The following is a 16130-nucleotide window of genomic DNA, read 5'->3' on the forward strand; positions in this document are numbered from 1 at the left end:
AGTCAGTCAGAGTGGGGCAAAGCCGTCTGCGAGTTCATCCTCGGCATCTGCGGCGATATGCAGAAAACCATTGATACGGGCGCGCCCGGTTAAGGCAGGCGTGATGTACAACCGTTGTGGCGTGCGGCGCAGTTGATGCGTAGCGACGCTAAACGTCGAACCGATAATGCTGGTGGTGGTCAGCGTTTGTTGCTCGGCTAACAATCCTTCGGTCACCAGCTTGGCAAAAAACGCGCTGCTGCCGGTACCGCACGGCGAGCGGTCAACCACGCCGGGCGGGGCGATTACTACGATTTTGGCTTGATCGGGTATTTCCACATCGTAGTGATAAAACAGCACTTGATAGACGTCGAGCAACGCATCATCGAGCGGATCGCGCACGCCATGTTGCGTGTAGCTGGCACGCAGCGCGCGCGCCATGCGCACGATTTCCGTGGCATTGTCGCGATCCAATGACAAACCTAATGCGCTGGCATCAACGGAAATGTAGTAATCGCCGCCGTACAGCAACTCGACCGCAACGGTTTTGCCGTCGATAAGGTGATGATCTTTGCGCACCACAAAAGATTCGACATTGGTTAGCGTCACGCTTTCCAGTTCACCGTTATCACAGTGTGCGGTGATGCCAATCGCCCCGGCGGGCGTACGAATGCGGAAAGCCAAACTGCCGTCGTCCTGCGGCTGCAAGTTGGGCAGCCAATTCAGCTCTACAATCACTGAGGCAAAGCCAATCATGCAGTGGCCGCACATCGGTGGATAGGAACCCGGTTCCAGCAATACTGCGCCGATGTCGCAATTATCTTCTTGCGTAGCGATGGGCAACACCGCACAGGTTAATCCGCCGCCGCGCGGTTCGTGCACTAAACGACGACGCCAATGATCGGCGTGATCACGTAGCCAGGCGCGCGCCGCATCTACGCCCTGAATCTCTGCGGGCAGTTCGATGCCAGACATCACGATACGCGTTGGGTTACCGCCGGTGTGCGAATCAATGGCGGTAATCAGTTGGCGATCGCTTTTCTCCAGCCAGCGTTGCATCGCGGCGGGCAGGGCGTATTGATCGCTCATCAGCGCGTTACCTCAAACAGTGCCGGGCCTAAAGCCGCGCGATCCACCGTGATGCCTAATCCCGGCGCGGTTGGCGCGGTGCCGCGACCGCGTACCGAACGCGGTTGATAGCCAGCAACATGCTCCTGCGTCCAGTCATTAAAGAACGAGGCGTGCATCAGCGCATCCGGGCGCGTACTGGCGGCGACATGCGCCACCGCTGCGCTGGTGACATCGCCGCCCCAAACGTCTTCAATGCAGATGGTCATGCCCAGCGACTGCGCCAAATCGCGCATGCGCATCGCGCCGGTTATGCCGCCTACGCGCGCCAGTTTAATATTGAGCGAACTGGCTCCGGCATCATATTTCGCGCGATACAACTCCGCCGCATTGGTCACCGATTCGTCCATCGACAGCGGCAAGCTGCTCATGCGTTGCACCAGTGCGCAATCGGCGGTGTCACGACAAGGTTGTTCGACAATCACGTTCAATCCGGTCATTTCGCGCACCGCGATGGTGGCGCGCGGCAAATTCCAGCCGCCGTTGGCATCGGCAACAATCACTGCATCGGCTGGGCAGGCTTCTACGACGCTGCGGGTGCGCAGGGCATCCTCGAACGGATCGTTACCGACTTTAAGCTGAAAGCGATTAATGCCGACTTCCTGACGCTGGCGCACAAACGCCACCATCGCTTCTGGTGAGGCCAGCGGCACCGCTTCATATAAAGGAAAATCAGGTTGCGCGATGCCACCGATCAGCATGGAGATCGGCAAGCCCGCTGCTTGTCCAAGCAGGTCCCAGCAGGCGATGTCGATAGCGCTTTTTGCCCCTTCCTGACCGAGTAGCAGCGCATCCATTTGCTGATGGATCAGTGAGAGATTGGTGGCATCCATTCCGATCAGCGAGGGAGCCATAACCTGCACCGCTGCGCGAATCCCTTCAGCAAACGCCGGCAAATAGGTGCCGCCCAACGTGCTGCTCTCGCCCCAGCCAGCCATTCCCTCGGCGGTACGAATGCGTACCAGCGTGGAAGCCTGGCGCTGCGCTGCGCGTCCACCAGACATCACATATTCGCCGTGTGCGTATGTTAACTCGTAACCAAAAACGTCAATCGCAGCAATCTTCATCAGTCGATGCACTCACAGTGGTTGGTAATGGGTAATATATTACATGCGACACTTAAGCTGTCAACGTTGTTTTGTTCGCCAGTTTTCGCTGGTTAAAAAAGTGCGATTCATCGCGCAGCAAACAACGTCGCTAAATGCGGATTGAGGAATAAATCATGCGGGTCAAACTGCTGGCGAATCTGCTGGAATCGCGCGTAATCGGGATAAATTTCCTCTACACGCTGGCGATCGAGATAATGCAATTTGCCCCAGTGCGGGCGCGCCTGAAACGGACGTAATGTTTCATCCACCGCTCTAAGGAATGGCTGATAATCGCGGCCAATTTCACCGGAAACCGAAATTGATGTGCTGTCGCGCCCCGACTGCGCCGAGAGAAAACCGCGATCCGCTTGTTGCCAGCGCACCTGCAACGGCGAAATTTCATCTGGAAAACGGTTTTTCATCAGTTGGCACATTTCCGCCACTGCACCTTTGGCATCGCTGGCCGCCACCATATATTCCAGTTCGTGAAATTCGGCATCGGTGGTGCCGTCGGGATAGATACGGTAGGCGCGGTCAGTGCGGTGATTGGCGTCGCCGGGCGGCAGATCCAAACCGTCATCGGGGATTTCACGCAGCAGTTTGACGAAACAGTGATCGGCGGGCACATCACCCAATTTATACATATCCGCTGAGCGATCGGTTGGCATCCACCAGAAGGAAAAGTGGCGATATTCCGCCAGTAAATAATCCCACTGGCGCAGCACTTCGCTCATCGGCAGGATGATATTTTCCTCCCGCAGCTTATACGCCGGCACCAACTGTAAACCGACGCGCAGCACCGGGCCGAGCAACCCTAACGAAACCTGCGCCGCTTGCAGCCAATCCGGCTGTGAGTCATCAATATCCACCACTTCGCCGAGGCCGTTCACCACGCGTAGGCTGGTGACGCGTGATGACAGCGAACCAAATTGCGTTCCCGACCCTTTGGTGCCGGTAGCAATTGCCCCGGCAATAGACTGCACATCAATATCGCCCTGATTGGCGATGGATAATCCGTGGTTCCACAGAGGTTCACCGAGATCGGCGATGCGTGAACCGGCCCACACATTGGCCTGCTGTTTAGCGTGATCAATATCAATCACCCCGCTGATTGCCGAGAGATCCACCAACAATCCCGACGTCGCTACCACCGGCGTAAATGAGTGGCCGCTGCCCGCCACGCGCACCGCTTGCCGCTGACTAATGGCGTGCTGAATCTGCGCTATCGCGTGATCTTCATTATCCGGTCGTACGTAACCCGCGGCGGTGAACGCCTGGTTCTTACCCCAGTTTTTCCATGTAAATGACGTCATAAGTTTTTCCTCGGTATTTGCGGTTGTTTTGGACTTGACTCACAAATTTGAAACAAACAAGATGTAAGCGGCTATCGGTTATCGATTACTATAGATTCTTAACACATCCATATCGAGTTTCAAGACTGTCAGGGGAACAAACGTGGCACAGACACAATTGTTAAATCGTCAGGTAGTGAGAGATATGCGTGAAATTGAAAAGATGCCAGTGGTTCCATTGAAGCACCGCGGGCGTTGGATCGCGGCGGCAGTCATGATGCTGGTAGCCGCCGGGTTGGTGATGTCGATGGTCACTAACCCACGCTTTGAGTGGAACGTGGTGGCGCAATACATGTTCGATCCTTCGATTCTCAGCGGATTGCTAACCACGGTGTGGTTAACGCTGGCAGCGATGACCATAGGCATTTTGCTGGGCACGCTGGTGGCGTTGATGCGGCTGTCGCAAAACCCGGTTTTGGAAAGCATCGCCAATGGCTATTTATGGATCTTTCGCGGTACGCCGCTGCTGGTGCAGCTGATTTTCTGGTTCAACCTTTCCGCGCTGTACCCAAAAATCACGCTAGGTTTCCCCATCGGGCCGAATCTCGGCACCTTCGACGCCAACACCTATATCACTGTGTATGTCGCGGCGCTGCTGGGATTGGGACTGAATGAAGGCGCGTATATGTCGGAGATTGTGCGATCCGGGCTGAAATCGGTGCCAAACGGCCAACGTGAAGCCGCCGAAGCGCTGGGGATGTCGAGCTTCCGCGTGATGTTTCGCGTGATTCTGCCGCAGGCAATGAAAATCATTATTCCGCCTACCGGCAACCAATTGATTGGCATGCTGAAAACCACCTCGCTGGTCAGCGTGATCGCGCTGGAAGAGTTGCTCTATTCGGCGCAGCTGATTTACACCGCCAACTTCCAAACCATTCCGTTGCTGATTGTGGCGTCGATTTGGTATCTGGTACTGACCACCGTGCTGACGCTACTGCAACACTTCCTCGAACGTCACTTTGGCCGCAGCGATCGCCGCACATTGCCGACTGCCGCGCCTTGTGATGACGCGCCAACTGCGAAAGGAGCCTGATATGTCTGTTGCTCAAACTCATGCGCATGCGGTGGTAGCACGCGGCGTCGAGAAATCGGTTGACCATTTGGCGGTGCTGAAAGGCATCGATCTCACCGTTGAGTACGGCAAAGTGTGCTGCATTCTTGGCCCGTCCGGCTCCGGTAAAAGCACCTTTCTGCGCTGTATGAACCATCTGGAGCGCATCGATAAAGGCTTGCTGCAAGTCGGCGGCAGTTTGGTGGGTTATCGCGAGCACAACGGCAAACTGTATGAAATGAAGAAGTCGGAGATTGCCAAACAGCGCGCCGACATCGGCATGGTGTTTCAGGGTTTCAATTTGTTCCCGCATATGACGGTGCTGGAAAACATTATCGAAGCGCCGGTTGGCGTGCGCGGCATCAGCAAGCGTGAAGCCATCGAACACGCACATCAACTGCTGGCGAAAGTCGGCCTGGCGGCGAAGGCCAACTCCTATCCGCAAACCCTTTCTGGCGGCCAACAGCAACGCGTGGCGATTGCGCGCGCGTTGGCGATGAAACCGCGTTTGATGCTGTTTGATGAGCCAACCTCGGCGCTCGATCCTGAGTTGGTGGGCGAAGTGCTTACCGTGATGCGTGAACTGGCTGATGAAGGCATGACCATGGTGGTGGTCACCCATGAATTGGGCTTTGCGCGTGAAGTCAGCGATCAGGTGGTGTTTATGGATAACGGCGTGGTGGTTGAGCAGGGTAATCCAGAACAATTTTTCAATCACACGCAGCATGCGCGTGCCAAGGCATTTCTTGGAAAGGTCTTATAAATTAACTTTTTGGAGTATTTATGACTTCTTTACCCGAAACAGTGCGTACCCGTGCCTTTATTAATGGCGAATTCAGCGATGCGGAAAATCAGGCGGTATTCGATAACTTCAATCCTTCGACCGGCGAAGTGCTGAACCAAATCGCCTTTTGCTCAGCGGCGGATGTTGATCGTGCGGTGGCCGTCGCGCGTGAAAGCTTTAAGCAAGGCAGTTGGAGCAAGCTGGCACCGCGTGAACGTAAAAAAATCTTGCTGCAATTTGCCGATTTAATCGATGCCAATGCCGCTGAACTGGCGCTGTTGGATTCCATCGATGCTGGTAAAACGCTGTGGGATTGCGAAAATCTCGATTTGCCGGATGTGGCGAACAACATTCGCTGGTACGCCGAAGCCGCCGACAAGCTGTTTGGCAAAATCTCACCCACCGGCGACAGCAATCTCGGCCTGATTGTGCGTGAAGCAGTGGGCGTGGTTGGCATGGTGTTGCCGTGGAATTTCCCGGCGGGCACGCTGTCATGGAAGATCGCTCCGGCGCTGGCGGCGGGCAATTCGATTGTGGTGAAACCGGCGGAATTGGCTTCGCTTTCGGCGCTGCGCATTGCCGAATTAGCCTATCAAGCGGGGATTCCAGCCGGCGTATTTAACGTGGTGCCGGGTTTGGGACACGTTACCGGCAAAGCGCTGGGACTGCATGCGGATGTCGATATGCTGACGTTTACCGGTTCAACCGAAATCGGTCGCCAGTTCCTGCGTTATGCCGCCGACAGCAACCTGAAAAAAGTGGTGCTGGAGTGTGGCGGCAAAAGCCCGCAAATCGTGATGAACGATATGGCGGAACAACTCGATGACATCGCCGAAAACCTCGCCAACGCGGCCTTCTGGAATATGGGGCAAAACTGCACCTGCGGCTCACGCATTCTGGTGCAATCCGGCATTAAAGACGCCTTTACTAAAGCGCTGATCAAAGCGGCGCAGGTGTGGAAAGTCGGCGAACCCACCGATCGTAGCAGCAAACTGGGGCCGCTAATTGAAGCTTCTGCGCTAAAACGGGTGCTCGGTGCCATCGACACCGCTAAACAACAAGGTGCGCAAGTGGTTCACGGCGGTCATCAGGCTTTGCCGGAAAGCGGCGGTTGGTTTGTTGAAGCCACCATTATTGATGGCGTAACGCCGGAGATGCGCCTGGCGCGCGATGAAATCTTTGGCCCGGTGGTGGCGTTGATGAGTTTTGAGACCGAGGAGCAAGCCATCGAACTCGCCAACGATTCTGCATATGGCCTGGCGGCGACGCTGTTTACCAACGATCTCAACGTGGCGATCCGCATGGCGCGACAGATTCAGGCCGGTACCGTGGCGGTGAACGGTTATGGCGAAGGCGATATCACCACGCCGTTCGGCGGCTTTAAAACCTCCGGCTTTGGCGGTTATGACAAAGGCACTGAAGCGCTCGATCAGTACACACAATTAAAAACCATCTGGGTTTCACTGAGCTGAAACGGGAGCCAGCATGAAGATTAGCGGTTTGAATTTTATTAATGGCGAGCGCAGCGGCGAAAATCCGCAAACGCTCTCCAGTTTTGACGCCCACACCGGGGAAGCTTTACCGTGGCAATTCCATCAGGCCAGCCGTAAAGAAGCCGAAGCCGCTTGTCACGCGGCAGCGGCGGCTTTCACGGCGTATCAAGCCACTTCGCCCGCGCAACGCGCCGAGTTTCTTGATGCGATTGCCGATGAGTTAGATGGATTAAATGATGAGTTTATTCAGTTAGTGATGCGTGAAACCGCGCTGCCGGAAGGGCGCATTCGTGGAGAACGCGCACGTACCAGCGGCCAGATGCGCTTGTTCGCTAGCGTGCTACGGCGCGGCGATTTCCTCGGTGCACGTATCGATCAGGCGTTGCCGGATCGCACGCCGCTGCCGCGTCCAGATTTGCGCCAGGTTAAGCGCGGCATCGGCCCAGTCGCGGTATTTGGTGCCAGCAATTTCCCGTTGGCGTTTTCCACTGCCGGCGGCGATACCGCAGCAGCGCTGGCGGCGGGTTGTCCGGTGGTGATGAAGGCGCACAGCGGACACATGGCGACGGCGGAATGTGTGGCGCAGGCCATCACCAATGCCATTACACGCTGCAATCTGCCTGCGGGCGTGTTCAATATGATTTATGGCGGTGGCATTGGCGAAGTGCTGGTGCGCCATCCGTTGATTCAGGCGGTGGGTTTCACCGGATCGTTGAAAGGCGGCCGTGCGTTGTGCGACATGGCGGCGGCGCGTCCCAGCCCGATTCCGGTGTTTGCCGAGATGAGCAGCATCAACCCGATGATCGTGCTACCTGCGGCACTCAAAGCACGCGGTGCCAGTATCGCCGCCGATTTATCCGCTTCGGTGGTGATGGGATGCGGGCAATTCTGCACCAATCCCGGCTTGTTTATTGGTATCAAATCGCCGGAGTTCTCGCAGTTACTGGAAAAGATGAAAACGCGCCTGGCGCAAAGTCCGGCGCAAACCATGCTCAATCGCAGCGTGTTGAGCAGCTACGAAAAAGGGTTGAATCATCTGCATCTTCATCCCGAAGTGACGCATTTAGCTGGCGAATTGCAGCAAGGTTTCCAGGCGTTTCCGCAGCTCTTTCAGGCATCCGCGCAGATGCTCATTAGTGGCGATGCGTTGTTGCAGGAAGAGGTGTTTGGCCCGGTGACCATCGCGGTGGAAGTCGCTGATCGGCACGAACTTGAGCGGGCGCTGGCAGGTTTGCGCGGTCAGTTAACGGCGAGCCTGCTGGCCGACCCTGAGGACTTGCAGCAATTTGGCGCGCTGGTGCCGCTGCTGGAGCAAAAAGTTGGGCGCTTGCTGCTGAACAGTTATCCAACCGGTGTGGAAGTGAGTGATGCGATGGTGCACGGCGGGCCGTATCCAGCGACATCTGATGCGCGCGGCACATCGGTGGGAACCTTGGCAATTGATCGCTTCTTGCGCCCGATTTGTTATCAGGGTTATCCGCAGGAATTACTACCCGATGCGCTAAAAGACGCCAATCCGTGGAATATCCGTCGTTTAGTGAATGGCGAGTGGAGCGAGGCGGCATTGTAATGTCAGCAGGTCACCATAATTGGTGACCTGATTTGAAACGCTTACATCGCGTTTATAGCTTTCACAAAACGCTGAGTGATCTGCTGCGGGCGGGTGATTGCGCCGCCGACCACAACGGCGTGCGCGCCTAATGCCAGACAGTGGGCGGCCATTTCTGGCGTTTCCACATTTCCTTCGGCAATCACTGGCACCTTCACAACCGCGAGAACCTCGCGCAGGAAACGGTAATCATCCGCCGCTAAATAACAGCCTTGCGTTTCAGCGGTGTAACCGTGCAGCGTGGTGCCGACGCAATCAAAACCTAACTCGGATGCCTGGCGCGCTTCCTCCACGGTGGCGATATCCGCCATCAACAACAACTGCGGATAGCGTTTACGAATAGCCGCCACTAATTCTGGCAACTGCAAATCGCCCGGACGCTGATGCAGCGTGGCATCCAGCGCAATCATCGCCGGATTCGCCGCCATCAACTCATCCACTTCGCGCAGGGTTGCGGTGATGTAAACATCGCTGCCCGCGTAATCGCGTTTGATGATGGCGATGATCGGCAAATCCACGGTTTGCATGATGTGCTGCACATCAATTAGGCTGTTGGCGCGAATCGCTACCGCGCCGCCTTGCATTGCCGCCAAAGCCATACGCGACATAATCAACGGGCTGTGTAACGGCTCGTCTTCCAGAGCCTGGCACGAGACCACCAGTTTTCCTTTAATCTGTGCCAGCATCGGTGCTTTCATAGCGCGAGTAACTCCTCTACTTCATTTTTGATAATGGTGACGTGCGGGCCATAAATCACCTGCACACCATTGCCACGTTGGATCACGGCACGTGCGCCGGTGGCTTTTAATCCGGGTTCATCAAGTTTGCTGCTATCGATCAGCGTGATGCGCAAGCGGGTGGCGCAGCAATCCAATTCGGCGATGTTTTCTCGTCCACCCAAGGCTTCGATCACTTGTTGTGGCCGTTCACCGGCGGCGATTGGTGCGCTTTCAACGCTGACATCTTCGCGGCCCGGCGTTTTGAAATTGAAGCGAGTGATCAGCAAACGGAAGGTGAAGTAATAGAGCAGGAACCACGGCACGCCGACCAACGGCACATACCACCAATGGGTTTTTGCTTCGCCTTGCAACACGCCGAACAGGATGAAATCAATCAATCCACCTGAGAAGGTTTGCCCGATGGTGATGTGCAGCATGTGAGCGATCATAAAGGCCAAACCATCGAACACCGCGTGAATCACATACAGCACCGGCGCGACAAACAGGAACGAAAACTCAATCGGTTCGGTAATGCCGGTCAGGAATGAGGTCAAGGCGGCAGAGAGCAGCAAACCGGCGACACGTTTGCGGTTCTCTGGCTTCGCGGTGTGATACATCGCTAAACATGCGCCAATCAGGCCAAACATCATGGTGATGAAGCGTCCTGACATAAAGCGCGAGGTGCCGACATAGAACTGCTGGGTATTGGGATCGGCGAGTTGCGCAAAGAAGATGCGCTGCGTACCTTCGACTAAATGCCCATTGATCACTTCGCTGCCGCCGAGCGCGGTGGTCCAGAACGGTAAATAGAAAATGTGATGCAGGCCAAACGGGCCAAGCATGCGCAGTACGAAGCCGTAAATAAAGGTGCCGAAATAGCCAGTGGCATCGACTAATCCGCCTAAGCCAAAGATCACTTTCTGGAAATGCGGCCAAACGATGGTCATCGCCGCTCCCACCAGAATCGCCACCAATGAACTGATGATCGGCACAAAGCGTGAGCCGCCAAAGAAGCCGAGGAACTGCGGCAGGGCGATTTTGTTGTAGCGGTTATGCAACATTGCCGTGACTAAGCCAATCACCACGCCGCCAAATACGCCGGTTTCCAACGTTTGAATGCCGAGCGCCATGCCTTGCCCGACGGCGCTGAGATTGCCTTGCGCCAGCACGCCGGTCAGCGTCAATAGTGCATTGATGGTGGCGTTCATCACCAGATAAGCCAGCAAAGATGCCAAGCCCGCGGTGCCTTTGTCGCTTTTCGCTAATCCCACCGCCACGCCCACCGCGAACAGCACCGCGAGGTTGGCAAACACTACCGAACCGGCGCTGGCCATGATGGTGAACACGCCTTGTAACCACGCCACATCAAGGAACGGATAGGCTTTAACGGTGTTGGGATTGGATAACGCGCCGCCAATGCCCAGCAGCAAACCGGCGGCAGGTAACACCGCAATCGGTAACATGAACGATTTGCCAAAACGTTGTGCTTTCTCGAACCAGCCTCCCGAAGAGGCACCGCTGAACAATGACATAAATTTTTATCCCCGAAGTGTTGTTATGGTAAAAATTATTACCACAATCTAGTTCATCGGTTGAAAATTTCCATCATTATTGTGATAGCTTTCACTTATAGCCCGATCTGCTGCACACTGTGCGCCATTAACGACGTGAAGAAGGACCGCCGCCATGACGGATAATGAAAACATTCTGTTGCACCTGCGCCAGGGTTTACCGGGATACAGCCCAACGCTGCAAAAGCTGGGCGACTTCATCCTGACTGAACCGCAACGCGTGCTGTATCTCACCATCACCGAACTGGCGCGCGAGACCGATACCAGCGAAGCCAGTGTGACGCGCTTGTGCCGCCATCTGGGCTGCAAAGGCTATACCGAATTCAAAATGGCGCTGGCGTTGGACGTGCAACACAGCCAACCGGCGGCGATGGCCAGCGGTGATAGCATTGACATGCTGGTGGAAGAAACGGTACAGGCGCTACGCGATACCGGTAAATTCATCAATCGCGAGGTGTTGCAGCAAGCGGTTGAAGCGTTGCATCAGGCGAAAACTATCCAAATTTATGGCGTGGCCGCCAGCGCGATCACCGGCGAATATTTGCACTATCGCCTGTTGCGCTTAGGTAAATCGGCGCAGTTGTTTGGTGATATGCATCGCGCAGCGATGAATGCCGCAACGTTGCAGCAGGGCGATTTGGTGATCGCTATCTCAGCATCAGGTTCGACCAAAGATGTAATGCATGTGGTCAAGGTGGCGAAAAAGCAGCAGGCGCAAGTGCTGATGTTGAGTAACACGCTGCGCAGCCCGATGGGCAATCTAGCCGATATGTTGCTGGTGGCAGCGCGCCCCGAAGGGCCATTTAATGCCGGTGCGTTGAGCGGCAAAGTGGGCGCGATGATGCTGGTGGAAGTGTTGATCAACGAATTGATGACGCATGATGCGCGGTATCTGGCGGCCAGCCAGCAAACGGCAACCGCTACGTTGCCGATGCTGATTTAATTATTCACTGGCCAATGCCGCTACCGGATCCATGCGTGCGGCTTTGCGAGCGGGCAGATAACCAAAAATCATGCCGATAATAGTCGAGCAGGCAAACGCCGCGCCTGCCGATTGCCATGAGAAAATCGCGGTGATTAAGCCACCGGCGAGCAAGCCGATAATTGGGCCAATCACCAACGCCAGCGCTACGCCGAGCGAACCGCCAACCAAACACACCAGCACCGCTTCAATCATAAATTGCTGCATGATGTCGCCGCGCCGTGCGCCCACCGCCATACGTACGCCGATTTCATGAGTACGTTCGGTGACGGACACCAGCATGATATTCATCACGCCGATGCTGCCAATCATCAACGCAATCGACGCCACCAACAGAATCAGCAACGTCAACGTGGCGGCGGCATCCTCAATCGCTTTGCGGTATTTGTCGCGGTTGAACATCAGAAAATCTTTGGTGCCGTGGCGCGCGGTGAGCAGTTGCGTCAGCGATTCAACCGCCGGGCCACTGACCACATCGTCTTTTAACTTGATGCTGATGCTGGTGAGCGCGGTTTGCCCGCTGATGCGATACATCACCGTGCTCCACGGCAACCACACGCTGAGGCGATTGGGGGAAATGCCGTCGTTATTATCTGCTACGCCAATCACCCGCACCGGCACCGAACCCAGCACGATCATCTTACCAACCGGGCTGCCGCTGTCGGCACCAAACAGCTTATTGCGCGTGTTGGTATCAATAATGATCTCCTGGCGCGCATGGCGTTCATCGCTGAAGTTGCTGCCTTCCAGCAATTTGATGCCCTGAATCTGGAAGTAATCCTTACCCACGCCATACACCGCGGTTTTCGAGGAATTAGAAAGATAGCGAATCGGCTGATTAGCGATCATTTCCGGGCTGACCGCCGCCACAAACTGCTGGCGCGCAATCACTTCCGCATCGGCCATCACCAACGTCAGCACCGGATGCGCTTCATCTTCCACGAAATCGCCCCCGGCATACACTGACACCACATTGGTGCCGAGCCCGGAGATGCTTTCCAGCGTTTTTTGGCGCGCGCCCTGGCCGAGCGCCACCACAGTGACCACCGCCGCAATGCCAAAAATAATCCCGGTCATGGTGAGCGCAGTACGCAGGCGATGCGCATTCATGGCATTCAGCGCCATACGCAGCGATTCGCCCAGGCGATCAAGGAAACCCCGCAGTGGGCTCTGCTTTTTGCGCGCTGGCGGCACAAAACGCGCCGTAACTTTATCGGCGCTGCGCCCGCTATCGGCAACGATCTCGCCGTCCTGAATCTCAATGATGCGATCAGCATGCTGCGCGACTTTCATGTCGTGCGTGACGATGATCACCGTGTGGCCCTGGCGATTGAGATCGTGCAAGATGCGCAGCACTTCTTCGCCGGAGTGCGAATCCAGCGCGCCGGTCGGTTCATCGGCAAGGATGATCTCCGCGCCGTTAATCAAGGCACGCGCGATACTGACGCGCTGCTGCTGGCCGCCTGATAATTCACCGGGTTTGTGCTGCTCGCGGCCTTGCAAGCCCAAACTCGCCAGTAAATCCGCCGCGCGCTGCAAGCGTGCTTTGCCTTGTGCATTGGCGTAAATCGACGGGATTTCAACGTTGCTCAATGCGCTGAGATCCGGCATCAAGTGATAACGCTGGAAGATAAAACCGATATGCTCGCGGCGCACTTTCGCCAGCGCATCCGGCGATAAACTGGCGGTATTTTGTCCGCTAATCCAGTAGTCGCCGCTGTCCGGCGCATCGAGGCAACCAAGAATATTCAGCAGCGTTGATTTCCCCGAACCGGAAGGGCCGATAATTGCCACTAATTCGCCACTGCTGATGCTGAGATTGATATCTTTCAGCACATGCAACGCTTCCGCACCGTTCACATAGCTGCGCTGAATGTTTTTCAGTTCGATGATGTTCACATCACCACCTTGTCAGCACCCGCCGTTTGTGTGGCAAGAATCACTTTCTCGCCGGCTTTTAACCCGCTCAGCACCTGAATATCCACGCTGTCGGTGATGCCGGTGGTGATGATGCGTTTCACCGGTTTGTTGTCGTTATCCGGGATTTCGACGTAGGTTTTGCCATCGGCATCCTTTTTAGTGGCTTGCACCGGCACCAACAACACATCTTTAGCGGAGTCGCGTAACAGATTGACCTGCGCCGTCATGGAGATGCGCAACGCGTTGTCCGGATTAGGCACATCCAGCAGCGCGTTGTAATAGACCGCCGCGTTGCTGTTACTGCTTGCTGTGCTCTCGGCGTTGCCCATCAGCGCGTCATCTTTCATCACCGATTCCGGCGCCAGTTCGAGGCTACGCAAGGTGGCGTTGTAGCGTTTATCGGGATTGGAGAAGGTGGTGAACCACGCTTGCTGGCCCGGCTGCACGTTATTGATATCCGCTTCGGAGATCTGCACTTTGATGGTCATGGTGCCGAGCTGTGCCAGCTTGGCGATGGTCGGCGCAGTTTGCACCGCATTCACCGTTTGGCCTTGCTTGGTGACGATGGCAATTACCGTGCCGTCCATCGGCGCCATAATGCGGGTGTAACCGAGATCGAGCTGTTTCTTATCGACTTCAATTTGCGCCTGAATTACGCGCGCCTTTTGCGCGGTTAACTCAGCACGCGCGCTGCGCCAATCGTTTTCCGCAGTATCAAAATCCTGGCGTGAAACCGCATTGGTTTTCACCATCTGCTGTAAACGCTGGAATTGCGCCTGCTGGCGCACCAGCGCGGCTTCGCGGGTTTCCAAATCGGCCTGCGCCACGCTGAGTGCTGCTTGCGCATTACGCAAATCGCTGCGTTGCGGTTGATCGTCGATTTCCGCAATCAGCTGGCCTTTTTTCACCACATCGCCGGCTTTGATATACAGCTGTTTAACCTGGCCGGAAACCTGCGCACCAACATTAACGCGTTCGACCGCATCCATTTTGCCGGTGGCGGCAATCACGTTTTCGATATTGCCCTGACGCACCACGGCAGTCACCACCGCATTGGGCTGATGGCTTGAAGCGGCGTAGCGCCAGACAATCAGGATGATGACCAGTACGGCGGCAGCGATTAGCCACCGCTTCTTAGAGATATTGAGCATAAGCGTCCCTTTTATGAAGCGAGAATAGTAATCACTAAACGCAATAAAAAGGAGGAACTTCGTCAGAAGATTCTCAGTAAATCGTCAGCGTTGAGAAAAGATTAAAAATTTCCGAATAGAAACTCAGGCTGAGTTGTTTACAGCGTATCTGAGTGACTTTTTGGGAAAACACCATGCCTGCAAAACCTGCTTCACCGCGTCAACGCTACGATGCTTTCAGCATGACGCTGCATTGGATCACCGCCTTGAGCGTGATTTTTCTCTTTGCTTCCGCGCACATTTGGGAGCAGTTGGAGAAGGGCACGCCGCTGCGCAAAGGCTTACAGGCCTGGCATATTTCGTTTGGCATTTTATTAGCGCTAGTGATGATTGTGCGTCCGCTGTGGCGCATTTACAGCCAGCGCAATTCGCAATTGGCGGTGACGCCTGCGGAGAACAGCGTGGCGATGCGTGTGATGGCGCACGCGGTGCACGGCGCGCTGTATCTGCTGTTGTTCCTGCAAGTTGCGCTCGGCTTTATGTTCCGCTGGTCGCAGCAGGAACCGTTTCAATTCTTCGGTTTGTTCAACATTCCACTGATTTATGTTGATCCGGCGCTACGTCATACGTTGGGCGGCTTACACAACAATGTGGCGTGGGCGCTGATCGTGCTGGCTGGTGCGCACGCGCTGGCAGCGTTGTTCCATCACTATGTTATGCGTGACAACGTGCTGCGCCGCATGCTGCCGTTGCGCGACTCCGTACCACTCCGCGAGGATAAATGATGAAAACGATCACCAAAGTTCGCTGGTTTGCCGTTTCTACTTTGCTGCTGACGCTGCACGCGCCGGTTGCTATGGCGATGGGCGATGATGACAGCGACAAGAAAACGCCGGATTGCCCGAAAGGCCAGGTTTATGACAGTAAATCTAAGTCCTGCGTGCCGGAAAAAACCAGCATGCTGAGTGACAGTGATAAGACCAATTACGCTTATCACCTGGCGAAGAAGGGCGAATATCAAGCAGCCCTCAATTTGCTGGATACGCTGCATAATCAAAACACCAAAGAAGCGTGGAATTATCGCGGATACGCCACGCGTAAGCTGGGCCGCACCGACGAAGGCATGAGCTACTATCAGAAATCGATCGCCTTAGATCCAAAATATGCCAAAGTGCGCGAATATCTCGGCGAAGCCTGGATGATTAAGGGCCGCCCGGATTTGGCGAAGCAACAGCTGACGATTATCAAATCGTTGTGTGGTGTGAATTGTGAAGAGTACCGCGATTTGGATGCGGCGATTCAGGGGCATCCAGAAACGTGATGT

Annotated in this window: 14 protein-coding genes; 7 read left to right on the forward strand and 7 right to left on the reverse strand. The window is 55.4% G+C overall.

The genetic code is table 11. The features are described from left to right. Positions 1-6: 6 nt before the first annotated feature. The 3 genes from ABDW13_RS03870 to ABDW13_RS03880 all read right to left on the reverse strand — a co-directional run bounded on the left by ABDW13_RS03870 (position 7) and on the right by ABDW13_RS03880 (position 3508). Entirely contained in the window at positions 7-1068 is a 1062-nt protein-coding gene (locus ABDW13_RS03870; protein WP_343551094.1) for a proline racemase family protein, read from the reverse strand. Then, entirely contained in the window at positions 1068-2174 is a 1107-nt protein-coding gene (locus ABDW13_RS03875; protein ID WP_343551095.1) for a mandelate racemase/muconate lactonizing enzyme family protein, read from the reverse strand. Before ABDW13_RS03875 ends, ABDW13_RS03870 begins: the two co-directional genes overlap by 1 nt. A 107-nt stretch (positions 2175-2281) precedes the next feature. Then, positions 2282-3508 carry a D-arabinono-1,4-lactone oxidase gene (locus tag ABDW13_RS03880; protein WP_343551096.1) on the reverse strand — a complete coding sequence of 409 codons (1227 nt, stop codon included), beginning with the start codon at positions 3506-3508 and terminating at the stop codon, positions 2282-2284. A 142-nt stretch (positions 3509-3650) separates the two neighbouring features. Between ABDW13_RS03880 and ABDW13_RS03885 the strand changes: the two genes are divergently transcribed. Genes ABDW13_RS03885 through ABDW13_RS03900 form a run of 4 tightly spaced genes read left to right on the forward strand, consistent with a single transcriptional unit; the run spans position 3651 to position 8445 of the window. Beyond that, positions 3651-4580 (forward strand): amino acid ABC transporter permease, encoded by a 930-nt coding sequence (locus ABDW13_RS03885; RefSeq protein ID WP_343551097.1) that lies wholly within the window; start codon positions 3651-3653, stop codon positions 4578-4580. A 1-nt stretch (position 4581) separates the two neighbouring features. After that, positions 4582-5361, forward strand: coding sequence for an amino acid ABC transporter ATP-binding protein (locus ABDW13_RS03890; protein WP_343551098.1), 780 nt, complete (start codon positions 4582-4584; stop codon positions 5359-5361). A 20-nt stretch (positions 5362-5381) separates the two neighbouring features. After that, the gene (locus ABDW13_RS03895) at positions 5382-6854 is read left to right on the forward strand and encodes an aldehyde dehydrogenase (protein ID WP_343551099.1); all 1473 of its coding nucleotides are present in this window, start codon (positions 5382-5384) and stop codon (positions 6852-6854) included. A 13-nt stretch (positions 6855-6867) separates the two neighbouring features. Then, positions 6868-8445 carry an aldehyde dehydrogenase (NADP(+)) gene (locus ABDW13_RS03900; RefSeq protein WP_343551100.1) on the forward strand — a complete coding sequence of 526 codons (1578 nt, stop codon included), beginning with the start codon at positions 6868-6870 and terminating at the stop codon, positions 8443-8445. Positions 8446-8486: 41 nt separating this feature from the next. Here ABDW13_RS03900 and ABDW13_RS03905 read toward each other — a convergent pair whose 3' ends face one another. Beyond that, positions 8487-9182 carry an N-acetylmannosamine-6-phosphate 2-epimerase gene (locus ABDW13_RS03905; RefSeq protein WP_343551101.1) on the reverse strand — a complete coding sequence of 232 codons (696 nt, stop codon included), beginning with the start codon at positions 9180-9182 and terminating at the stop codon, positions 8487-8489. Beyond that, positions 9179-10735, reverse strand: coding sequence for a maltose/glucose-specific PTS transporter subunit IIC (locus ABDW13_RS03910; RefSeq protein ID WP_343551102.1), 1557 nt, complete (start codon positions 10733-10735; stop codon positions 9179-9181). The genes ABDW13_RS03905 and ABDW13_RS03910 overlap by 4 nt, the downstream gene beginning before the upstream one ends. Positions 10736-10889: 154 nt before the next feature. Between ABDW13_RS03910 and ABDW13_RS03915 the strand changes: the two genes are divergently transcribed. Next, positions 10890-11717, forward strand: a complete 828-nt coding sequence (locus ABDW13_RS03915) for a MurR/RpiR family transcriptional regulator (RefSeq protein ID WP_343551103.1) — start codon at positions 10890-10892, stop codon at positions 11715-11717. Here ABDW13_RS03915 and ABDW13_RS03920 read toward each other — a convergent pair whose 3' ends face one another. Further along, positions 11718-13655, reverse strand: a complete 1938-nt coding sequence (locus ABDW13_RS03920; RefSeq protein ID WP_343551104.1) for a MacB family efflux pump subunit — start codon at positions 13653-13655, stop codon at positions 11718-11720. It abuts the gene before it with no gap. Further along, positions 13652-14827, reverse strand: a complete 1176-nt coding sequence (locus ABDW13_RS03925; RefSeq protein ID WP_343551105.1) for an efflux RND transporter periplasmic adaptor subunit — start codon at positions 14825-14827, stop codon at positions 13652-13654. Before ABDW13_RS03925 ends, ABDW13_RS03920 begins: the two co-directional genes overlap by 4 nt. Positions 14828-15000: 173 nt before the next feature. Between ABDW13_RS03925 and ABDW13_RS03930 the strand changes: the two genes are divergently transcribed. Both ABDW13_RS03930 and ABDW13_RS03935 read left to right on the forward strand, forming a co-directional pair. Next, positions 15001-15591: a cytochrome b gene (locus ABDW13_RS03930; protein ID WP_343551106.1), complete on the forward strand. Its 591-nt coding sequence runs from the start codon at positions 15001-15003 to the stop codon at positions 15589-15591. Next, entirely contained in the window at positions 15591-16127 is a 537-nt protein-coding gene (locus ABDW13_RS03935) for a hypothetical protein (RefSeq protein WP_343551107.1), read from the forward strand. The genes ABDW13_RS03930 and ABDW13_RS03935 overlap by 1 nt, the downstream gene beginning before the upstream one ends. The last annotated feature ends 3 nt before the right edge of the window (positions 16128-16130 follow it).

This window comes from Pantoea sp. (assembly GCF_039594315.1).
In the GTDB taxonomy this organism is placed as follows: domain Bacteria; phylum Pseudomonadota; class Gammaproteobacteria; order Enterobacterales; family Enterobacteriaceae; genus Pantoea.